At 39.3% G+C, this 20,453-nt stretch carries 21 protein-coding genes; 11 read left to right on the forward strand and 10 right to left on the reverse strand.

Translation table 11 applies throughout. The features are described 5' to 3' along the window. Positions 1–4: 4 nt before the first annotated feature. The 6 genes from J1N10_RS10850 to porN all read left to right on the forward strand — a co-directional run bounded on the left by J1N10_RS10850 (position 5) and on the right by porN (position 7,056). A complete protein-coding gene (locus J1N10_RS10850; RefSeq protein ID WP_262326728.1) occupies positions 5–1,162 on the forward strand; it encodes an arginase family protein in 1,158 nt (385 codons plus the stop codon). Positions 1,163–1,347: 185 nt separating this feature from the next. Continuing rightward, complete coding sequence (locus J1N10_RS10855; RefSeq protein WP_262326729.1) at positions 1,348–2,325, forward strand: PorP/SprF family type IX secretion system membrane protein; 978 nt, start codon at positions 1,348–1,350, stop codon at positions 2,323–2,325. A 44-nt stretch (positions 2,326–2,369) separates the two neighbouring features. Next, positions 2,370–3,698, forward strand: a complete 1,329-nt coding sequence (gene porK, locus J1N10_RS10860) for a T9SS ring complex lipoprotein PorK/GldK (protein ID WP_262326730.1) — start codon at positions 2,370–2,372, stop codon at positions 3,696–3,698. A 46-nt stretch (positions 3,699–3,744) separates the two neighbouring features. After that, complete coding sequence (porL, locus tag J1N10_RS10865; RefSeq protein WP_262326731.1) at positions 3,745–4,581, forward strand: type IX secretion system motor protein PorL/GldL; 837 nt, start codon at positions 3,745–3,747, stop codon at positions 4,579–4,581. Positions 4,582–4,620: 39 nt separating this feature from the next. After that, positions 4,621–6,189: a type IX secretion system motor protein PorM/GldM gene (gene porM, locus J1N10_RS10870; protein WP_262326732.1), complete on the forward strand. Its 1,569-nt coding sequence runs from the start codon at positions 4,621–4,623 to the stop codon at positions 6,187–6,189. Between the two features lie 18 nt (positions 6,190–6,207). After that, positions 6,208–7,056, forward strand: coding sequence for a type IX secretion system ring subunit PorN/GldN (gene porN, locus J1N10_RS10875; protein ID WP_262326733.1), 849 nt, complete (start codon positions 6,208–6,210; stop codon positions 7,054–7,056). 163 nt (positions 7,057–7,219) lie between these two features. On the opposite strand, the gene pyrH is transcribed toward porN, so the two are convergent. The 4 genes from pyrH to J1N10_RS10895 all read right to left on the reverse strand — a co-directional run bounded on the left by pyrH (position 7,220) and on the right by J1N10_RS10895 (position 9,759). Further along, positions 7,220–7,927 (reverse strand): UMP kinase, encoded by a 708-nt coding sequence (gene pyrH, locus J1N10_RS10880; RefSeq protein WP_262326734.1) that lies wholly within the window; start codon positions 7,925–7,927, stop codon positions 7,220–7,222. 135 nt (positions 7,928–8,062) lie between these two features. Further along, on the reverse strand, positions 8,063–8,665 hold the full coding sequence (locus tag J1N10_RS10885) for a TlpA family protein disulfide reductase (protein ID WP_262326735.1): 603 nt from the start codon (positions 8,663–8,665) through the stop codon (positions 8,063–8,065). Between the two features lie 45 nt (positions 8,666–8,710). Further along, entirely contained in the window at positions 8,711–9,361 is a 651-nt protein-coding gene (locus J1N10_RS10890; protein ID WP_262326736.1) for a hypothetical protein, read from the reverse strand. Between the two features lie 11 nt (positions 9,362–9,372). Continuing rightward, positions 9,373–9,759 (reverse strand): hypothetical protein, encoded by a 387-nt coding sequence (locus J1N10_RS10895; RefSeq protein ID WP_262326737.1) that lies wholly within the window; start codon positions 9,757–9,759, stop codon positions 9,373–9,375. A gap of 194 nt (positions 9,760–9,953) precedes the next feature. Between J1N10_RS10895 and J1N10_RS10900 the strand changes: the two genes are divergently transcribed. Further along, positions 9,954–10,433, forward strand: coding sequence for an aminoacyl-tRNA deacylase (locus tag J1N10_RS10900; RefSeq protein WP_262326738.1), 480 nt, complete (start codon positions 9,954–9,956; stop codon positions 10,431–10,433). Between the two features lie 155 nt (positions 10,434–10,588). Here J1N10_RS10900 and J1N10_RS10905 read toward each other — a convergent pair whose 3' ends face one another. Then, the gene (locus J1N10_RS10905) at positions 10,589–11,053 is read right to left on the reverse strand and encodes a pyridoxamine 5'-phosphate oxidase family protein (RefSeq protein WP_262326739.1); all 465 of its coding nucleotides are present in this window, start codon (positions 11,051–11,053) and stop codon (positions 10,589–10,591) included. A gap of 61 nt (positions 11,054–11,114) precedes the next feature. Here J1N10_RS10905 and J1N10_RS10910 point away from each other — a divergent pair, with 61 nt between their 5' ends. Then, positions 11,115–12,431 carry an MFS transporter gene (locus tag J1N10_RS10910; protein ID WP_262326740.1) on the forward strand — a complete coding sequence of 439 codons (1,317 nt, stop codon included), beginning with the start codon at positions 11,115–11,117 and terminating at the stop codon, positions 12,429–12,431. Between the two features lie 159 nt (positions 12,432–12,590). Here J1N10_RS10910 and J1N10_RS10915 read toward each other — a convergent pair whose 3' ends face one another. The 5 genes from J1N10_RS10915 to J1N10_RS10935 form a co-directional block, all read right to left on the reverse strand. After that, positions 12,591–13,163, reverse strand: coding sequence for a YceI family protein (locus J1N10_RS10915; RefSeq protein WP_262326741.1), 573 nt, complete (start codon positions 13,161–13,163; stop codon positions 12,591–12,593). 15 nt (positions 13,164–13,178) lie between these two features. Beyond that, positions 13,179–13,892: a pirin family protein gene (locus J1N10_RS10920; RefSeq protein ID WP_262326742.1), complete on the reverse strand. Its 714-nt coding sequence runs from the start codon at positions 13,890–13,892 to the stop codon at positions 13,179–13,181. Positions 13,893–14,012: 120 nt separating this feature from the next. Further along, positions 14,013–14,912, reverse strand: coding sequence for an AraC family transcriptional regulator (locus J1N10_RS10925; RefSeq protein WP_262326743.1), 900 nt, complete (start codon positions 14,910–14,912; stop codon positions 14,013–14,015). A gap of 5 nt (positions 14,913–14,917) precedes the next feature. Then, positions 14,918–15,604 (reverse strand): response regulator transcription factor, encoded by a 687-nt coding sequence (locus J1N10_RS10930; protein WP_262326744.1) that lies wholly within the window; start codon positions 15,602–15,604, stop codon positions 14,918–14,920. Continuing rightward, positions 15,604–16,899: a sensor histidine kinase gene (locus J1N10_RS10935; protein WP_262326745.1), complete on the reverse strand. Its 1,296-nt coding sequence runs from the start codon at positions 16,897–16,899 to the stop codon at positions 15,604–15,606. The genes J1N10_RS10930 and J1N10_RS10935 overlap by 1 nt, the downstream gene beginning before the upstream one ends. Positions 16,900–16,999: 100 nt before the next feature. Here J1N10_RS10935 and J1N10_RS10940 point away from each other — a divergent pair, with 100 nt between their 5' ends. The 3 genes from J1N10_RS10940 to J1N10_RS10950 all read left to right on the forward strand — a co-directional run bounded on the left by J1N10_RS10940 (position 17,000) and on the right by J1N10_RS10950 (position 20,079). Continuing rightward, on the forward strand, positions 17,000–17,221 hold the full coding sequence (locus J1N10_RS10940) for a hypothetical protein (RefSeq protein WP_262326746.1): 222 nt from the start codon (positions 17,000–17,002) through the stop codon (positions 17,219–17,221). Between the two features lie 482 nt (positions 17,222–17,703). Next, the gene (locus tag J1N10_RS10945) at positions 17,704–18,831 is read left to right on the forward strand and encodes a methyl-accepting chemotaxis protein (RefSeq protein ID WP_262326747.1); all 1,128 of its coding nucleotides are present in this window, start codon (positions 17,704–17,706) and stop codon (positions 18,829–18,831) included. A 522-nt stretch (positions 18,832–19,353) separates the two neighbouring features. Then, the gene (locus J1N10_RS10950) at positions 19,354–20,079 is read left to right on the forward strand and encodes a M48 family metallopeptidase (RefSeq protein WP_262326748.1); all 726 of its coding nucleotides are present in this window, start codon (positions 19,354–19,356) and stop codon (positions 20,077–20,079) included. The last annotated feature ends 374 nt before the right edge of the window (positions 20,080–20,453 follow it).

A 20,453-nucleotide genomic window follows, 5' to 3' on the forward strand; every position in this document is an offset into this window, starting at 1 on the left:
AACTGTGACCGAAGACTGGATACACTATTTCGCCCAACCGAACTATCAGATTACTGAAGCATTTGTTGGTTCGGTTGACGAACGACTTAACAACCAAATAACACCTTTGCAAAGCCCATCCTCGATTAACTGGGATGAAGTTGATGTTGCCATCATTGGCATCATCGATTCGCGTAATTCGGCGCACAAAGGTTGTGATATGGCTCCAGATAAAACACGCGGTCACTTGTATGGTTTACGATCGTTATCAAAACCACTGAAAATTGTCGATATGGGCAACCTGCTCGGCAATACTCTAGACGATCGTTACAAAGCCTTAGAAGATATCATCAACAAGCTGTTAGAACTGAAAGTACTTCCAATCATAATTGGAGGCAGTCAGGACTACACCTTACCGATGGTTAAAGGCCTACGCCACCACAAAAGCAACTATAACTTAGCTATTATTGACTCTAAAATAGACTGGCTGGTCCCAGAACAAGACTTTTCGGCCTCCAGTTATTTAGGTTTTTTATGTGATAATGGACTTGCTCCTGCTGACCTATCCATTATTGCTGCTCAAAAATATTTATTCAGCTCCTATCAGGAAGAGCAAATCAAAAAGCATTCGTTCGATATTTTGCGATTAGGTCAAATCCGACAGCAGGGGCATAAAGTTATTGAACCCCCAATGCGCGATGCCGATGCTTTAAGTGTTGACATGACGTGCGTTCGCCAGTGCGACCAACCAGCTCACCTGACACCAATGCCCAATGGCTTGAGTGGTGAAGAACTCTGCCAATGCCTTTGGTATGCCGGCCAGAGTGATCGCCTGAAAGTTTTTGGTCTATTTGAGCTTGATACACAATTAGATACAAAACAACAAGGCGTAGTTTTAAAAGCACAAGCCATCTGGCACATACTAGAAGGCATTGCTTTACGTTATAATGATTATCCGGTGAAAGATTTGGATAGCTATCGTCAATTTATTGTCTACCTGGAAGATTACGAACTCGAAATAAAGTTTTACAACAATCACGATAACGACAGGTGGTGGGTTGAGATTCCTGGTGAAAACAATGATGCCGAAGTTATTGCTTGTGCTCGTAACGATTTTGATGCTGCATCGACCAATGAGATACCGGAAAAATGGTTTCGCTACATTCAAAAAAAACGATTGTAAATCAACCTAAAACAATGTTTTTGTGATTTATAATTTTGAAAAACGAAACCTTTAATATGAATTTAGAGTATATATCCCCAGCATTTTGTCCGCTGGTAGTAATAAACGTTTGAAGAGTATTGTCTTCAATCAGATAAAATTTAAGAACTACGGTTCATTTTTGTTAACACCAGCTTTTTTAAGGCATGGCTAGGAGAATAGTATTTTTTCTGTTATTTTGCGTTGCTTCAATTTCATGGGGGCAACAATATCCACAGTTCAGTCAGAACATGTTTAATCAGCTGACTGTCAACCCGGGATATGCAGGTACAAGCGAAATGATGAATATTACGCTTGGTAACAGACAACAGTGGATGGGAGGTTTTAAAGACAAAATCAATGAAACATCCATGGCTCCAAGTACAACGGTTTTTGGAGTTGATACAGAAATTAATTTATTGGGATGGAACAGCGGAGTTGGTTTTTCAATCATGAACGACGAAATAGGCGCCTTTACAACCTTGTATATGTCGGCTATTTATGCTAAAAGATGGGAAACTGATTACGGTAAGTTAGGAGTAGGGCTTTCTTTGGGCTTGATTAATCAAGGTATCAATGGAAGTTTACTCTACACATTGCCAGATGACAATGACGACCTTTTAGGAAAAAAATCTCATGACAGAGAAACATTTACTGAGGAGCAAGGAATGGCATTTGATGTAGGGTTTGGCGCTTTTCTGGAACACAAAGAGTATTATCTGGGTATTTCAGTGGCACACCTTAATCAACCAAAACCTAAATTTAAGGACACATACGCTTCTTACCTTAACCGTACCGTTTTTATCACTGGAGGCTATCGCATTCAAATGAAGAAACGACCAATTGTATTAGTACCATCCGTGTTTCTGAAAACAAATATGTCGAGCTACCAGATTGACTGGAACATTAACGGCATATTGAAAGACAAATATTGGGGCGGACTAACTTACCGAATGCAAGACGCCATTGTTTTGCTGGGAGGCGTTGAATTAAACAACGGACTTCGAATCGGATATAGTTACGACATAAGCATCTCAGAGTTAAGTGGAGCCAGAAGTGGTTCGCATGAAATAATGCTCGGATATCGTTTTGATTTAAGCCTCGAGAAAAGAAAGAAACAATACAAGAGTGTACGATATTTATAAGATATAAGAATAAGTAAAAGAGTAATTCAGATATTAAGGCTATTATGAAGAAAGTACTTGCCATCAGTGTCATTTTAATCACCATCTTAACTGGATGCGGACAATCCAGCGGTGGAGAATTAACTGGCGTAGCACGCCGGGCCTCATTTTATGAACCAGATCCTTACGGAATGTTATTTATTCCACAAGGAAGTTTCAACATGGGACCAAATGATATGGACATTGCCAATACAATGACCTCTCAATCAAAAACCGTTTCGGTTCGTTCATTCTGGATGGATGAAACAGAAATTACAAACAGCGAATACCGCCAGTTTGTATATTGGGTGAGAGACTCTATTGCACGTCGTTTATTAGGTGAGCAGTTCGAAGAATTTCTTATTAGCGAAGATTATCTTGGCAACGAGATTGATCCTCCTTTTGTTAATTGGGACGAACCAATTGAATGGGACAATGAAGAGTATGCCGAGATTTTGGATGAAATGTTCTTACCTGAGAACGAGCGTTTCTTCAGAAGAAAAGAAATTGATACGCGCAAATTAACTTACGAGTACGAATGGGTTGACCTTTTGCAAGCAGCTAAAAGAAGCAACCGTTATAACTTTGAAACAAAGCAGTACGAAGGTGTAGCTTACGACCAATATGGCGAAGAGCGCGAAATTAAAGACCGCTCAGCTTTCATCATGAAAGACGCAGTTAATGTTTATCCTGATACACTTTGTTGGATTGCCGACTTCACCTATTCATTCAATGAACCTTGGACCGAAAAGTATTTCTGGCACCCTGGTTTCGATGAGTATCCTGTAGTAGGTGTAAACTGGAAACAAGCAACGGCTTTCTGTATTTGGAGAACTCAATTATTGAACAACTTCCTTCAGAGTAAAGGAGAGCCTCCGGTAAACAACTATCGCTTGCCAACCGAAGCTGAATGGGAATATGCCGCACGCGGTGGTCTGGATCATGCTAATTATCCATGGGGTGGTATGTACACTCGTAATGATAAAGGGTGCTTCCTGGCTAACTTTAAGCCTCTTCGTGGTCGTTATGGTGATGATGGTGGTATGACAACTATGTCCGTAGGTTCATACGCGCCTAATGATTACGGCTTATTTGACATGGCTGGTAATATTGCTGAATGGACTTCTAGTGCTTACGATGAATCAGCTTACACTTTTACACACGATTTTAATCCTACTTATAAGTACAATGCCTTACCAGATGATCCACACGTAATGAAAAGAAAAGTTCTTCGTGGAGGTTCATGGAAAGATGTAGGTTATTTCCTTCAAAATGGTACACGTACATATGAGTATCAGGATTCATCTACATCATTTATCGGTTTCCGATGTGTAAGAGATTACATTGGTGACTAATCAAATCAATTTTTAGGACGGTTAATTGAAAAAAAATTAGTTCATTATGAGTATTTCGGAATTTGTTGAGAGCCCTGGCTATAAAAAAGTAATGGGTAAAGTATACGGTCTTGGTGCAGCTGTTGTAATTTTAGGAGCACTGTGGAAAATTCTTCACTTACCTGGAGCAGCCTATATGTTGATAGCTGGTTTAGGAACAGAAGCGATTATTTTTGCCCTTTCTGCCTTTGAAAAACCACACGAAATGCCCGATTGGGGTTTAGTTTATCCAGAATTACATGGTTTAGAACCTAGAGAAAAAGGTGGTTCTGGTGGTGGTGGTAGCGAGTTAGCTGCTTTAGTACAGAGTGGCAATCTTGACCAAAAAGATATATCTAAATTAACAGAAGGTATCAAGAAGTTGTCAGACACTTCATCTCAATTATCTGATTTAGGCAATGCAACAGTAGCTACTGATGCCTACATCAATAACATGAAAAATGCTGGCGAAGCTGTTGGTCAGTTTGCTAATCAGCAAGCATCAATGGCACAAAGTAGCGAAGCATTAGCTAATGTATATGCATCATCGGGCGAAAGTTTGAAAGCTCACTTCGAGACACTTCAATCGAATAACCAATCGTATGGTGAAAAGTTAGGTGATGTAACAAAGAACTTAGCTGCTATTAATTCCGCTTACGAATTACAATTACAAGGCGTTAACAGTCAGGTTCAAGCCTCACAAGCTTTAACACAAGGCTTATCTGAAATTACAAACCAATTTCAACAATCGGCTAACGATGCTAAGGTATACCGCGAACAAGTGGCGCAGTTAAGCCAATCTGTATCAGAGCTAAATGCTATTTATGGCAATATGCTTAGTGCCATGAATATGAGTAACAAATAATCAGGTAGATCATTAATTAACTGCTAAAAAGAAAACACTATGAGTGGCGGAAATTGTCCCGAAACCCCCAGGCAGAAAATGATCGGAATGATGTACCTGTTCCTGACAGCCATGTTGGCTTTGAACGTGTCAGGAGAGTTACTTCAAGCATTTCAACTGGTAGACGAAAGTATTCAAGAGAGTATTAAAACAACTGAAAGTAAAAATACCGACTTAATTGCTCGCTTTCATGCTGCTGAAGCAGTGAATGAAGCAAAAGTTAAGCCATCGCGTGAAAAGGCTGAAATTATTAAGGCTTCAGCTGATACGATTTACAATCATATCCACGAGCTTAAACTATTAATGATGCGTACTGCTGATAATAGCCCTGAGGCGACCCTTGAGAACTACAAAGGAGCCGACAACCAGGATATTGCAGCGCAGATAATGATAACTGAAAAGGCAGGTGCCCGAAGCAAAGAACTGAAAGAGGAGATTAATAAGTACCAAGAAGTTCTGTTAAGTAATATCGATGCAGAAGATACGGCCATGATAGCGACTATTAATAAGTTATTATCAACCGAGCCGGCAAAACCTAAAAATGATGGACAGGTACAGCAGTCATGGGAAAGCCAGAAATTTGAGCACTTACCCCTTTCGGCATCCTTTGCATTATTAAGTAGTATTCAGAGTAATATAAGAAACACACAGGCCGATGTTACCTCATATTTATTAAGCAGCATCGACGAAAACACCTACAAGTTCAATAAGATTCGCCCAATTGTTAAACCAAGTTCATCCATGGTACTAAAAGGCGAAAAATACAGTGTTGAACTGTTTATTGCCGCTACTGACGAGTATCAGAAACCAACGTTTGATATTCCGGGTTATAGCATCGAAGCCAACGAGCAAGGTATTGGTGTATTAGAAATTCCTGCTAACAAAGTTGGTAAACAAAAGTGGTCAGGTAAAATTTTCTTTACTGACCCAAATGGAAAAGACATTGGCTACGATATTGAACACGAGTTTGAGGTAATGCAACCTAACGCGGTTATCTCACCCATGAAGATGAACGTGTTTTACGAAGCATTAGATAACCCGGTAGAAGTATCGGTACCTGGTGTATCTTCAAGTGATTTGGATGTAACATTCTCAAATGCAACAAAACGTTCCAAAGGTAATGGTGTTTACATTGTGAAGCCTAAACCAGGTTTTGCCGGAGGCAAATCTATTGTAACGGTTTATGCTAATATTGGTGGTAAACGTCAGCGCATTGGAAGTAAAGAGTTCCGTATTAAACCGCTTCCTTTACCTTATGCTACATTTGCAGGTAAACAAGATGGTAAGATTAAAAAGAATACTTTACTGGCACAAACTGGATTATTTGCTACCATGGGACCTGACTTTGACTTCGAACTGGAATACAAAGTCACACAGTTTAGTATTGCAACCGTAAGAGGTGGATTCTTTGTAAATAAATTATCAAAGAGTAATCGCATTACAGAAGAACAATTAGACTTAATTAAAGGAACATCTAAAGGTTCTAAGATTACCATAGAAGAAATTAAAGCCATTGGACCAGATGGACGTAACAAAAAGCTGGCTCCGATAGTAATTACAGTAGACTAGAAATAAAAAAGAAAGACGATGAAAAGATTATTCTTTATCCTGATTGTATTGGTAGGAATTGGTGCAGCAGATATGGCCAAAGCCCAGGAAGTGAATACTGAGCTTTATACCAAAGATCACGTACCAAACCGCAAGCCTATTCCGTATGCGCATGTGCGTGAAGCTGATGTGCTTTGGGCGAAAAAGATTTGGCGAGTGATTGATCTACGTGAAAAGATGAACTTACCAATGTATTATCCAACCACTAAGATGGATGATCGTTATAACTTGATAGATTTGTTAATGTACGGAATTCAGTACGAAGGATTAACGGCGTATTCAGCTACAACCGATGACGAATTTCAGGTACCATTAACATTGGATCAGGTAATGCGCGAAATGGGAGCTGTTTCTGATACGCAAATGATTCGTAATGTTGAAACCGGATTATTCGAAGAAAAGGTAGTTGAAGGAGAAGTTAGCTCAACAGAAATTAAGCAAATCATGCTAAAGGAAATCTGGTTCTTCGACAGAAAATATTCTCGCATGGATGTTCGCATTGTTGGCCTTTGTCCAATTCGCGAGTTTGTTCAAGGCGATAGTCAGGAGAGTGAAGTTCGAATTTCTCAGACATTCTGGATATACTTCCCTGAAGTACGTAATTTATTAGCTCGTCACGAGGTATTTAACCCACGTAACGATGCTCAACGTCGTACTTTCGATGATATCTTTATCAAGCGTTATTTTGGTAGCTACATTTATAAAGAAGCTAACGTTTATAACAACCGTCGTATTGAAGACTATACAGCTGGTATGGAAGCAATGATGGAATCAGAGCGTATTAAGCAAGAGATATTTGAGATGGAACACGATATGTGGGAATTCTAATAGTAGGATAAAGTCTAGTCGATAAATATATAAAAGGGAGCTGTTTTGCTCCCTTTTTTCGTTTACTACCACTAATCATTGACAAAAAAGAAAGGATGACATCTTTTGTTACATGCTGTAAGCAAAGACGTCATCCTTCTTTTTTTACTATTTGATAATCTTTCTAGTTCTTCACTAAAGTACCAATATTATCGCCTTTTAATACTTTAACCAGGTTACCTTTTGTATCCATATCAAATACTACAATATCCAGGTTGTTTTCTTTACACATCGTTGTAGCTGTTAGATCCATAATCTTCAAACCACGGTTGTAAATTTCATCAAAGGTAATTTCATCAAACTTAGTGGCTGTTGAATCTTTCTCAGGGTCGGCGGTATAGATACCATCTACTCGCGTTCCTTTCAGCATCACATCGGCTTCAATTTCAATGCCGCGCAATGACGAACCTGTATCGGTTGTAAAATAAGGATTACCGGTGCCAGCAGCCATAATAACAACCTCACCATTGTTTAATGCCTCCACGGCTTTTGGCTTATCGTAGTACTCGCCCACAGGATTCATCCGAATAGCCGTTAATACGCGCGTTTTTACAGCCATGGCTTGCAAAGCCGATTGAAGGGCTAATCCGTTAATAACAGTTGCCAACATACCCATTTGGTCACCTTTGTACCGATCGAAGCCTTTTGAGGCACCACTAAGCCCTCTAAAAATGTTTCCACCTCCAATGACGATGCCAACTTGAACGCCCAATTCAACAGCTTCCTTTATTTGTTCTGCATAGTCGTTCAAACGCTCCGGATCAATACCATAACCTTGCTCGCCCATTAAGGACTCGCCACTAAGCTTTAGAAGTACTCTTTTATATTTCATTGCTACATGTTTTTATAAATCAAACGGTCAAAGATAAGAAATGATTTGCTTTATTGAGGGATGCCATATAATATCAGTCTGGACAAAAAAAGAGCAAGGAGTAACCTTGCCCTCTTAATTATCTCGGCTTGATATTTAATTCAACATCTCATTGAGTAACTCTTTAACCTTTCCACCATCCCATCGGGCGGCTCCTTGCTTTTTCATCACCAACTGACCTTCAGGTGAAATTAGGAACGACGCCGGAATACTTCGTGAGGAAAAGATATCTGGTTGTCGACTTCTCAACACATAAACCGGAAAGGTATATTCCTTTTCGTCGATAAACTCACGCAATATACCCTTCGACTCCTGGCTCACAAGGATAAAGGCCATCTCATTTTGGTATTCATCGTACAAACGCTGGATAGAAGGCATTTCGGCAATACAAGGCGGGCACCAGGTAGCCCAGAAATTGAGGAAGATAGCTTTACCTTTTAACTCTGATAATGATACACTATTGCCATCTAAATCTTCGACGTACCAGTTATAATCACGATCAGATAAGTAAACCACATCTTTACTTTCGCTAGGCTGAAACATGCTGTAGCGAATGATTGTAGAAGACACTACCTTGCGGGAAGCTGGAAATAACATGGCAATTACCAGGATGGTGAATAGAAAATCGAAAATAATCCCCAGAATGGTTTTCTTTCGACGGTATTTATGCCATTGTTCGGCCCAAAATCCTTTTTTCATTGTCTAATTCTCTTTTTGATGTAACAACTCGATGCTTTTATGGTTTTAAAACAGATACTTCCACAATGAACGGTATACTTTTAATCCGGCGTTGGCTTCTACCCTCACCCATTTATTAGCTGTTAGTCCTGCTTTTGTTCTGAAAGCATCCATGTCAATGGTTAATCGGTGTGCTGTTCCTGGCATTAAAGTTAAGGGAAACAGGTTTTCATCAGCACCTTTAATTCTAAATTTTCTGGCTTTTTTAAAAGGTGTAGCAAAAGCCAGAATTGGTGGAGAAAACGTGAGGCTTTCCTTCGTTTGGTTATTGATTGTAATGGTGGCCACCCGTGCTTTAGTCGTTTTATTGCGCTTTACACTAATAACTACCCACACAATGGATGGACTCAATTTTTGTAGCCAGCCCCGCTTGGTTGCTACGTAAACCAACAACACCATGCCCATCAATATATACAAGGATATCATTTCAGGATTACGCTCCTGCTTCTTCTGCTGTTGCTCGTAATAGATTTCATTGAGGGGTTTAAGTTGCGAATCATCCGCTATTTCCTGGTCTAAAACTGGCTGTTCTTTTTGTACTGCCGGCTTATCTACACGTCCGCCCCTACTGCAAATTTGCATCAGCAATATGAAGGACAAGCCAATAATAATCAGCAGCCTGTTCTGACGATAAAAGGTTTTTATTTTATCTAACATCCTTGCTATTCTTACATGTAGGTTGGAAATAATTCCAAACCTTTATAGTTGATATAATACTCACCATCCTTAACCGGTTTGGCCATTTCTTCATCGGTTTGTCCATTAGCATTGGCAATACCTACACTGGCAAAATAGCAAATGGCATTGTGTTTTTCGCCATGCTTCATTACTTCCGAAGCAATATGTGGCAATAGCAAGCCCATATCCGGATAGGTTTCGGTACGTACAACAACAAAATATCGCTTATCATCCTTTGTGGCTAATATCTGCGGATTAACATCAGGCTCTTTTCTAACATTCAACACCTTATAACCCTTATCAACCATATCTTTATACACCACTTTGATGCCCAGAAAATGTAATTCTTCGGCAGTCAACACCTGTTCTTTTCCCATTCTCACATTTATTTGAGCCACAAAATTGGCATAAATATGTCGAAAAGAAAAATGGCATCTGAAAATCAGCACTTAAGAGGAATGAAGTAATTTTTCACTTAAAACCCTCTTTACAGACCTTTGATTTGATAGTAACTTATGTTAGCGTTTTTGTTGAGGAAGATATTATAAACACTTAATTGGAGGGAAAAATTATGCCACTTACACGCCTTGAAAAGTACTTGGATCTGGAACACATTAATTACAAGCGCATTGTCCATTCCAGAGCTTATACTGCGCAAAAAACAGCTGCTTATTCACATATTTCAGGAAATGAAATAGCTAAAACAGTAATGGTTAAGATAGATGGTAAACTTTGTATGGTTGTTATACCTGCATCGTTCCAGGTCGATCTTAAAGAATTACAGCGTGCTACTGCTGCAAAAGATGTTCGATTAGCTACCGAATCGGAATTTAAGAATGCCTTTAAAGACTGTGAGGTTGGTGCGCAACCACCTTTTGGCAACCTTTACAACATGGAAGTCTTTGTAGCTGAAAAGCTAAGCGAAGACAGCACCATTGCATTTAACGCATGTAATCATGCCGAGTTAATTCAAATGACATACAAAGATTATCAGCGTTTGGTTCACCCTACAGTGATTAAAATTGCGCGAACCACAATTGCTGAAGCATAAGTTTTAAACGTAAAAAATTTCGCAGACATATTCCATCAGATGTTAATGTGAGATGTTTGAGATGTTCGATGATTTTTGGAATGCTAATCATCGAACATCTTTTTTTTCTGAAAGTCTTTCATACCTGTTGCTGTTTAATTACAGCATGAGAGCAATTATTCCCAATCGCCAGCCTGCTTTGCCGTAAATGAAGTAATGTTGAGCTTTAAAATTAAAGCTTTGGCTAAAAGACTTGGTATGTATTCATTATCTGCTTTCCCATGTTGTTTCATAATGGCATCTAAGCCAAGGGTTTTCCCTTCCACATCATCAATAAATTCAATTTCTCCTGTTCCTATAACCGACCGGTAACGCGTGGTCCATTGACACGAAACAGCGCCTTTAACCACCTCACTATCGCATTCAATTTCAAAACCGACTTTGTTATTCTTCCGAAGCAAATCAAGCTTTCGTCCCTCGGTTGCACAATGAAAAAATATGGCTCCATCAGCATAACCATAATTCATTGGCACAATGTATGGGAATGGCTCATCATGAATAGCTAAACGACAAATACTCGCTTGTGATAATAGCTGATGAATTACCACCGCATCTTTTATTTCTCTTTCCTTTCGGCGCATAACAAATGAATTTGTTATAAATATAGCCATTAAAGTTTCAATATTAATAACTTTGCGCTCCATGAAAATAAAGGCAGAAATAATTCATCCCGGCAAATTTCCATTCTTTTATGGATATATAATCGCATTAGTTGGTACAATTGGTATTTGGGCCAGTATACCCGGACAAACAGCCGGTGTTTCAACTTTTACCGACCCGGTGAAAGATGCCCTGCTGTTAACACGCGATCAGTTTAGCTTAGCCTATATGGTAGGTACACTTCTCAGCTCTTTCGTTCTCACTAAAGCCGGAAAACTGTATGATCGTTTTGGTGTGACTAAAACAGCATCTGTATCCATCGCCCTATTGGCAATAACACTTCTGTTGTGTTCATATTCTCAGGTAATATCAGCGCAAATCAAGGCTTTTACTGGTTTACAACATTGGACCGTGCCATTTATACTGATGGTTGCTTTATTTTTTATGTTACGCTTTAGTGGTCAGGGTGTATTAACCATGACATCCAGAAACATGATAATGAAATGGTTTGACCAGATGCGGGGCCGCATTAATGCTTTTAGTAGTGTAAGTGTTTCTTTGGGATTTTCGGCCTCCCCATTATTTATCGACTACCTCATCCTGAAGTTTACCTGGCAAGGTGCCTGGCAAGTGATGGCGGCCGGACTTGTGTTTGTATTATTGATGGCATTGCTTTTTTATAAAGATAATCCCGAACAATATGACTTGTCGCCTGATGGCCGAAATACTGCCAGCAAACATGCAGCTGACGCCACTGGAGATAACGACTATTCCTTGAACGAAGCTAAACAAACGCGTAGCTTTTGGATGTATGCCCTCATCCTGTCCTTTCATGCATTTTTTATTACCGGTTTAACCTTTCATGTGGTTTCTCTCTTTGCCGAAGCTGGCTTAACGCGCACCGAAGCGATTAGCATCTTTTTACCAATGACCGTTGTATCTGTCATCACCTCAATTATTGCCAATATAGTTAGTGATTGGATCAAGCTAAAATTACTGCTTTACCTGATGATTACGGGTGCTATAATTGCGTCTATTGGTTTATTGTTTATTCAAATAGCAGCAGGAACCATACTTATAATTATTGGATTAGGTTTAACAGGAGGCCTCTTTGCTGTTATTAATGCCATTACCTGGCCTCGCTACTATGGCCGTAAAAACCTGGGCGCCATTTCTGGTAAAGCCATGGCAATGGTGGTAATGGCCAGTGCGCTTGGTCCATACTTGTTCAGCTTAGCCAAAACGCTGAGTTCTACATACGGAAGCGTCGCCTATATCAGCATAGCGTTTCTGATCTTTCTGGCTCTTGGTTCAGTTAACGCAAATCCTCCTCAAAAGAAAGAGGATGGCCAAAAATAAAGTTTCACGCTAAGAACGCTAAGATTTTCGCAAAGAACGCAAAATATAGAATGCTATTATTCAAAACTTTGCGTTCTTTGCGCTTTTCTTGTTTTGCGCACTTTGCGAGAAATAGTAATGTTTTTGAACATCCTCTCTTTACTTTGCTGATTCATTCAATTATTCTAACACCAGTTTGACATCCAAAGTGAAGTCATTACTGATTGCTTTATCCCCCAGGTCGTCAAAGAATGAACCAGAGCCATAGCGAATACCATATAAGGTACGGTCAACAACAATGGAAGCCACATATGCTTTGTCTCTCTTCTCTACATCAAACACAATGGCCTTGGTTTGACCTTTAACAGTCAGATGTCCTTTAACACTAGCCTTGTTATTAATAAAAGCTGAAGCTTCTTTAATCTCAAGAATAGCAGTTGGATACGTTGCTACCCCGAAGAAATCATCTGATTTTAGGTGTACAACCAATTTCTGTTTATACTCCTCACTATCCAAATCAGTGTTGGTCATTGAATTCATGTCCATAACGAACTTTCCACCTTTAATGTCACCCTTCTTCACATCTAAATGACCTTCTTTAAGTTTGATAAAGCCATCATGAGCTGAACCAATCACTTTAGTTCCTGTCCATTTAACGGTTGTTTTTTCAATATTGACCTGTTGACTTTGAGCAGATGCATTGATAGAAAAAAATGCTGCCAGTACTGCTAATACAATTTTTGTTTTCATCATTTATCGTTTTTGTTATTAATTATTCATTGGAATATCCATTACTAAAAAGTAACTGTCTGAAGAGGCTTCAATTTTTAAGTCAGAAATATCTGAAATAGCAATTGCATCACGCTTATCAAGTGTTTTGCCTGCCACTTTAACTTGTCCTTCAATGACGATTAGATAAACGCCATTACCGGGCTTTTTCACCTGATAATCCGATTGCCAACCGGCATCGACCTGTGCCATTGAGAACCAGGCATCCTGGTGTATCCAAACCCCTTCATCATTTTCATCAGGACTTAAAACCTGGTAGAATGCATTATGTTTTTCAACAGTACTTAAGGAGATTTGCTGATAACGTGGCTCCACATTTTTTTGATTCGGAAATAACCACACCTGGAATAAATTCAGTTCCTCCTCTTCACTCCCATTATATTCACTGTGAAAAATTCCTTTCCCTGCACTCATCACCTGTACCTCTCCGTTTTCAATAAAAGAAGTATGCCCCATGCTATCTTTGTGCTTTAGACGGCCAGATAGTGGAATAGTGATAATTTCCATATTATCGTGTGGGTGCGTATCAAAACCTGCTGAAGGCGCAATCACATCGTCGTTTAAAACCCGTAACACACCAAAATGAGTGCGTTCAGGGTTATAATAATTGGCAAAACTGAATGAATAGTTGGCTTTCAACCATCCATAATCCGCTTTCCCCCTGCTTTCTGCTTTAATAACCTGTGCTTTCATCGCATTCTGTTTTTGTACATTGCAAACATACAAGCACTTTATTATCCGGCGCTTACAAAAAACAGACTAGGAATTATAAAAATCAGACCTCAAGGTCTTTTTATGGGTATTTAGTGCATTTTACGACGTGGCCCGAACGGATTTTCGGAAAGCAATAGGTGAATGCCCACTGTGTTTTTTAAAGAAGGTGTTAAAATGTGACGGCTCTTCAAAACCTATTTCATAAGCCAGTTCTTTACTGCTCATTTCAGAAAAAAGCAACAAGCGCTTAGCCTCAATTACTAATTTATCTTGTATATAATCTTTGGCTGATTTACCTGTCTTTTCTTTCACATAGCGGTTTAAGTAGTCGTTTGAAACCGATAATTGCGATGCGTAATCCTGTACTTTATGAGTCTTTTTATAATTTGTTCGTATCAAACGTTTAAAGTCGCGGATAAGGTGATGGCTGCCGCTTTCATATTCGGCATTTAAGTGAGATAAAGTACAGGCACCTGAAATATTAATAATAAACAGTTTCAGTAAGGCGCCCAAAGCTTCGTAACGGAAATAGTTATCGCCATGCAGGTAGGTTTTCATTTGCTCAATAATTCCAAACAGAGTTGACAACTGATGCTCATTAACCGGCATTGGAGGTGAATCGCCATAGCTATTATACAAATAGACTCTATCAATGAGCTCTTCAGAAATGCTATTTTGCATCAAAAATGTCGAACTGAAATTAAGAACGTAACCATTAGGTTTTGTGACACTTAGAAATTGATGAACCTGTCCCGGATATACAAAATGAACAGCTGCTTCATTCAATGGATATTCTTTAAAATCGATAATATGTGCTCCTCCAAGCGCCTTTTCAACAACAATAATGGTATAGTAATCATGCCGATGGGGCTGGTCGGCTAATTGAGGATCATTTTCCATCTGCTCATAAATATCAGCAGTTGATTTGATCACAAAATCGGTAGACTCACCATTGGGTCTGGTCAACTGAAAGGTTTTGATTTGATTATGAGCTTGCATAGGCTTTATCCGTTTAATACAAACCCAACCTTAGGTACATTTTCAATGGAAACACGTTCGTCTTCCTTCAGGTATTTACGCAACTTGGCTATAAACACATCCAGGCTACGACCATGAAAGTAATCGTTTTCGCCCCAAACCGCTATTAATATATCTTCACGTTTTACAATTTCATTCTTTGAAAGGCACAGCATCTTTAATACATCGCTTTCCTTTTGAGTCAATCGTTTTGAGAACTCATTGCCCTCAAGACTTTGGTTAGCCGAATCGAACTTATAATTGCCAATGGTGAATTTCGTTATTTCAGGCTTTGGCATTTCATTTTGCAATTCTATTCTATTTAAAATGGCCTGAATACGATATAGTAACTCGTCCTCATCAAAAGGTTTCGTCACATAATCATCAACCCCTAATTGAAAACCTTTGATTTTATCCTGTTTCATGGAACGCGCCGTTAAAAAGATAATGGGTACCAACTTATCTTCCTGCCGTATGTTTTCAGCAATGGTAAAACCATCCATACCCGGCAACATCACATCCAGAATGCAGAAGTCGTATCGTCCTTTTCTGAACGCTTCCAAACCTCGTTTCCCATCTTTGTAGAGCTTCACATCAAAGCCGTTCGATTCCAAAAAATCAACCAACAAAAAGCCCATGCTTATATCATCTTCGACTAACAGTATTTTTGCCATTACTTAAGTGGTAACAAAATGGTGAAACAAGTTCCTTTCCCCTCCTCACTTTCAACAGTTATCTGGCCATTGTGTTCTTCAATTACTTTTTTTACAAAGGTCAGCCCAAGACCAAAACCTTTTACATTATGCACATCGCCAGTACCAACACGGTAATACTTATCAAAAATAAAAGGCAACTCCTTTTTGGCAATACCAATTCCATTATCTATCACTTTCACCTGTAGCATGCCTTTAACCGTTGCTGTTTCTAATCGAATTTCAGGACTATCAGCACTATACTTTATGGCATTGTCTAATAGGTTTGATAATACAAGTGACAACCTGCTGTTATAACTATTTAAAGTATGGTTCGATGCTTTTAACGCCATGTTAATCTTTCCGCCCTTTTCTTCTATTCGATAGGTAAACGATTGAACCACCTGCTCAATCACTTTTTGCAGGTCTATTTCGTTAAATTCTCCTTCTTTGTTGGGTTCGCACGATAATTTCAAAATCTCTTCTACATGATTTTGCATCCTTTTGTACTCATTTAATACAACCTGGGCATATCCTTCAGCTTTATCACCATCACTTTTTTTCTTTATAATTAAGTTGGCCGCCAGACGAATATTGGCTAATGGCGTTTGAAATTCGTGCAGCATATTATTTACAAACTCACGCATATGGGCCATTAACAATTGCTCTCGATTTATCAGTCGCAAAAGCAAAATAAAGGAAACCAGAAGAAACAGAATGATGGCTATAGACATCATAAATAGTCCACTCATTTGTGCCAAAATAAATCGATTACGATCGGGGAATTGCAATCGTAAACGTATGCCTTCGCGCTCCAACAAGCCATTTAAAGTTTGCTGATAGCATTTAGGCCCCCAAATAAGCCTTGAGTTATTTCCTAATATCGTGTCGGTAACAGCAAAAGTATAATTTAGTGGCAGATTATAAATCTCGAGCTGCGAATGAATAATGCTATCAACTTCAACGCTTTTTTTGCGCGCATTGATGCAGTTGTTGCCACATAAAAACTTATCCATCTCGGGGCACAAACGATTCCCAATTTCATCGCGAGCATCCTTTAAAGCCATCACCACACGATGATTAAAGTTTTTCTCTTCTAACCTGGCCGCCCTAACAATGTAGTTTATCTGTATAAACAACAAGAGAGCCAAACCAATAAATGTGGCTATCGATAATACATAGTGTTTCTTAATTTTTGCCATCACCTTAAAAATACGCATTCTTATTAATGCCTCAAAAATACCAAAATAAAAGACTCGAATATCTTCTTTTAACATCGCCTTAACAACGATTAACAAGTCAATAACTTACCTTTATTCCATGCAATTATACATTTGTATATCACAAACAAGAAATTAATTTTTAAAACACAACATTATGAAGAAGACATTAATCCTTTCGTTCCTTTTTGCTTTTACTTTAGCAATTGCTTCACCTGCAATGGCAGCTACTATTGACCAGGAACCACAAAAAACAGAACAGAAAACGGACAAGAAGAAGAAAAAAGAATGCTGCTCTGAGAAAAAAGCTTGCTCTGAAAAGAAAGCATGTACAGAGAAGAAAGAATGCTGCTCAGAAAAGAAAGAGAAAAAAGGATAATAACCTGAGTTCGAGTTAAATTTCAGAATTCAGATTGTCATAAGGAATTGATATACAAGGCAAATTTTGCAGGGCTAGCGAGCTAGCTCGAAAAATTTAACGCAGTAGATTAATTTTTTATGACAAAGCATTGATGTTTCACTTATAAACAGCGATTTTCTTCTCCAAAATTATTCAAAATAGCCCGCTATTCTTTCATAATTTTCGATTGAAACTCACAATTTATAAGCGATCTGAATCAGAAATTTTACGACGAAATCAGGTTAATAACATAACTGAATGTTACTTACCGAAAAGCCACAACGACATGTTGTGGCTTTTTTGTGCTTTGGTGCAAAACTAATATTTATCATAGTGCCATAAATGATTGCATTACTATCTTTGCAGCGCTTTTCTCATTTTCTATAGCGTCAATTAACAACAAAACAATAGATTGGCTATAAAGAAAAGATAAACTTAAATTTGAGAGATAAAACAAAGTTATGGAATCATTTGTAGTAAGGTTCTTTATTATTTTAGTAACCACAGGTTCAATTGGCTACTTTGTCCTTCGACTATTATACAAAGGCAGTATTTTCTTTAGGATTGGTGCCCTGTGGATGATTAACGTCTTTCTGACAGTTATGAACAGTCGCATTCATTATACCCATCCTGACGCTTATCCGTTTTGGGGGGCTTTGCTGGGAGGCATTGTGGTCACCATCATTCTTCAATACCTTGTTTATCTGCAAATTAAAAAGCCTCTGGCGGATATAACGGAGAAGTTAAAAGCCATTGCAGCTGGACAGATTTCAACTAAACAAGAGCAATACAAAGCACCTATTAAAGGTGAATTATATGAAATTCATAAAGCCATTAATGAGTTACAAAGCCAGGTTGGGACTGTTATTAACGAAGTCAACACATCGGCGAACGACTTGAATAGCATGGGTTACAATTTAAATAAGACAGCCACTGAAATTTCATCGGTTGCTAATACCCAGGCGTCAGGATTGGAAGAAATATCTTCGGCCATGGAAGAGATGGCTGCTAACATAGAAGCCAACAGCCAAAATGCCCTTGCCACAAAAGAAAACTCAAAAAAAGCAAGTGATTCGGTAGACGAAAGCTTTTCTAGTACACAACAGGCGTTAAATGCCATGCAGCAAATCAATGAAAAAATTAAAGTCATTGATGAAATAGCTATCCAAACCAACTTGCTGGCACTTAATGCGGCAGTTGAGGCATCCAGAGCCGGTGAAGAAGGGCGTGGTTTTGCCGTTGTTGCTGGCGAGGTGCGAAAGCTGGCCGAACGAAGCAAGACAGCTGCTAAAGAAATTGATGACTTCTCGAAACAAGGAAATGAAGTGGCTGAATTGGCATTGGAAAAGTTGCAACACACCTTGCCACTTATTAAAAAGAATGCTGACCTGATAGCTGAGATTGCCTCATCAAGTGAAGAACAAAACCTGGGTGCTGCGCAAATTAATAATGCCATTCAGGAGATTAATCGCTCAACGCAAAACAACGCCGCCATTTCGGAGGAAATGAGCTCCAACTCGGGCCAAATGGTGGAACAAGCAACTTCATTAAGCGAAAAGCTTAAGTTCTTTAATCTGCTATCGAAGTAGATATACTAAATCATTGCTAAGCAAAGTCGGCGAATTCGATTCTATTACTTTGTAGTCTCAGACTACGTATTAAGCCGACATAGATACAATCCATACCGAACAGAGCACGGCAATCGCATTTAAGAAATTGTCTTTTCAACTCAAGCCGTTGAGGCTTCCCCTTTTTGTTCATAAAAATTAGCCTTTGAAGGAATTCACGATTTACGCTACGCTTCAATTGCCTACAGCCCAAAAAGGGTGTCCAAAAACAAAAGTCCGTTCATCGAGTTGCTCCCTGAGCTTGTCGAAGGGGAGTCGAGATGAAATTTAAATAAAGTTGATTTTCAATGCATAATCACTTCGACTCCGCTCAGTGACCGTATTCCTTTTTTTATTTTCGGACACCCTCAAACTGCGTTGCCTATGTCGGTATAGCGCGAGCAAAACACTTCCTTAATTTTAAATGCGATTGCCGTGCCGAACAGAGGGTCTCTCCTCTCTTCATTCTGATTATTTATTACTTTTACAGCACAAAGTAAAAGTGTGAAAAACGAACAATTAATAGACATACCGGAGTTGGGAGAAGTGACCATTCGAATGAGTGCAAAGGCCCGACGCATCAGCATCCGCTTAAAACCTTTTAGCGGCGTCACTTTAATTGTTCCTCAGGGCGAAAGCATTAAAGAAGGCATCCGTTTTTTGCACGAAAAGCGCGAATGGATTCAGGCGAATCTGCGCAAGCTGGAGGAAAAAGAGCAAAAGCTCACCATTTTTGATGAGCATACACGCTTTCAAACCCGCTCGTTTGCCCTGCGCATCAGTCAACATGCTAATCCTAAAGTACGCTTACAGCTGAAAGATGGCATTCTGCAGGTTTACTATCCGGCTAATGTACCGGTTGCATCGCCCGAAATACAAGACACCATCCGCTTTGGCATTGAAGAGGCGCTGCGCATGGAGGCCAAACGCTTTTTACCTGGGCGACTGGCCTGGCTGGCACAACAGCACAATATTCGTTATCAGAATGTGACGATTAAAAACCTCAAATCGCGCTGGGGCTCCTGTTCGGCCACCAACAATATTAACCTGAACCTTCACCTGATGCGCCTGCCCGCCGAATTGATAGATTATGTACTTTTACACGAACTGTGTCATGTGCATGAGAAAAACCACGGTCCACACTTTTGGGCCCGACTCGACATCATGTGTAATGGACAAGCCAGGCAGCTGGATAAAGCCATGAAAGATTACCAAACAAAAATTTATTGATTGTCCGCATTTACGCGTATAAGATAAATACGGAAGCGCAAAGACTCAGAGTTTTGTAAACTACCGTCTGTTTCATTCACCAATCAAAACAGCGATTTGACTGAGCGGGGGCCGGCCGGAAAGGGATGGCCTGTGTGAGGGTGAATTTCCTTTTACCTTATTAATTCAAAGAAGGGGCTTGCCTTTGTGTTTGTAAACACCTTACTTCTTTAGAATTAATCGTAAAAGGAAAGAGGGCGGGGGAATTCTTTCCGGCTAGACTTTTGTTCCTTTTGGGCAATGCAAAAGGAAAGTAATATTGACGCTTCGCCCAAACCAGAGTCACTTTTTGCTACAGGACAAAAACTAACATAAAACTCCGCTTACGTTGCTAA

Origin of the sequence: Carboxylicivirga litoralis (assembly GCF_025499605.1) — a bacterium.
Lineage (GTDB): Bacteria > Bacteroidota > Bacteroidia > Bacteroidales > Marinilabiliaceae > Carboxylicivirga > Carboxylicivirga litoralis.

Bases quoted from the DNA above. Each gene is read 5' to 3' on its own strand.
- J1N10_RS10945 (WP_262326747.1), top strand. From the start codon at position 17,704: ATGGAATCATTTGTAGTAAGGTTCTTTATTATTTTAGTAACCACAGGT.
- J1N10_RS10920 (WP_262326742.1), bottom strand. From the start codon at position 13,892: ATGAAAGCACAGGTTATTAAAGCAGAAAGCAGGGGGAAAGCGGATTAT.
- J1N10_RS10915 (WP_262326741.1), bottom strand. From the start codon at position 13,163: ATGATGAAAACAAAAATTGTATTAGCAGTACTGGCAGCATTTTTTTCT.
- pyrH (WP_262326734.1), bottom strand. From the start codon at position 7,927: ATGAAATATAAAAGAGTACTTCTAAAGCTTAGTGGCGAGTCCTTAATG.
- J1N10_RS10930 (WP_262326744.1), bottom strand. From the start codon at position 15,604: ATGGCAAAAATACTGTTAGTCGAAGATGATATAAGCATGGGCTTTTTG.
- J1N10_RS10925 (WP_262326743.1), bottom strand. From the start codon at position 14,912: ATGCAAGCTCATAATCAAATCAAAACCTTTCAGTTGACCAGACCCAAT.
- J1N10_RS10900 (WP_262326738.1), top strand. From the start codon at position 9,954: ATGCCACTTACACGCCTTGAAAAGTACTTGGATCTGGAACACATTAAT.
- porM (WP_262326732.1), top strand. From the start codon at position 4,621: ATGAGTGGCGGAAATTGTCCCGAAACCCCCAGGCAGAAAATGATCGGA.
- porL (WP_262326731.1), top strand. From the start codon at position 3,745: ATGAGTATTTCGGAATTTGTTGAGAGCCCTGGCTATAAAAAAGTAATG.
- J1N10_RS10935 (WP_262326745.1), bottom strand. From the start codon at position 16,899: ATGTTAAAAGAAGATATTCGAGTCTTTTATTTTGGTATTTTTGAGGCA.
- porK (WP_262326730.1), top strand. From the start codon at position 2,370: ATGAAGAAAGTACTTGCCATCAGTGTCATTTTAATCACCATCTTAACT.
- J1N10_RS10910 (WP_262326740.1), top strand. From the start codon at position 11,115: ATGAAAATAAAGGCAGAAATAATTCATCCCGGCAAATTTCCATTCTTT.
- J1N10_RS10890 (WP_262326736.1), bottom strand. From the start codon at position 9,361: ATGTTAGATAAAATAAAAACCTTTTATCGTCAGAACAGGCTGCTGATT.
- J1N10_RS10855 (WP_262326729.1), top strand. From the start codon at position 1,348: ATGGCTAGGAGAATAGTATTTTTTCTGTTATTTTGCGTTGCTTCAATT.
- J1N10_RS10885 (WP_262326735.1), bottom strand. From the start codon at position 8,665: ATGAAAAAAGGATTTTGGGCCGAACAATGGCATAAATACCGTCGAAAG.
- J1N10_RS10895 (WP_262326737.1), bottom strand. From the start codon at position 9,759: ATGGGAAAAGAACAGGTGTTGACTGCCGAAGAATTACATTTTCTGGGC.
- J1N10_RS10905 (WP_262326739.1), bottom strand. From the start codon at position 11,053: ATGCGCCGAAAGGAAAGAGAAATAAAAGATGCGGTGGTAATTCATCAG.
- porN (WP_262326733.1), top strand. From the start codon at position 6,208: ATGAAAAGATTATTCTTTATCCTGATTGTATTGGTAGGAATTGGTGCA.
- J1N10_RS10940 (WP_262326746.1), top strand. From the start codon at position 17,000: ATGAAGAAGACATTAATCCTTTCGTTCCTTTTTGCTTTTACTTTAGCA.